This is a genomic window from Rahnella sp. PD4, from assembly GCF_049199325.1.
GTDB classification, from domain to species: domain Bacteria; phylum Pseudomonadota; class Gammaproteobacteria; order Enterobacterales; family Enterobacteriaceae; genus Rahnella; species Rahnella perminowiae.
On sequence record NZ_JBLZQF010000033.1, the window covers coordinates 1 to 288 of the forward strand.

Annotated in this window: 1 pseudogene; it reads left to right on the forward strand. The window is 50.7% G+C overall.

What is annotated here, in order from left to right:
- Nucleotides 1-221, forward strand: a pseudogene (locus tag ACOZIO_RS25085) (IS3 family transposase); the annotation flags it as partial.
- Nucleotides 222-288 lie beyond the last annotated feature (67 nt).

Consider the following 288-nt stretch of genomic DNA (forward strand, 5'->3'; position numbering starts at 1 on the left):
AGCGTGAGCTCGTCAACTATCTGACCACGCAATTTACGATGAGCATACGCCAGGCATGCAGGACGTTATCGCTAAGCAGGACGGTGTTTCGTTATCAACCGGATACGCGACGTGATGAAGCGGTGATTCAGAGGCTGACCGAGGTCGCTGAGCGCTATCCTCGCTACGGTTTTAAGAAGCTTTTTCAGGTACTTCGCAGGCAGGGGCACGTCTGGAACCACATGCTGTAATCTTAATACGATCCCAGTCTGTGATATCTGAGGTGATTGCCATGAAAACTTTCGTTGG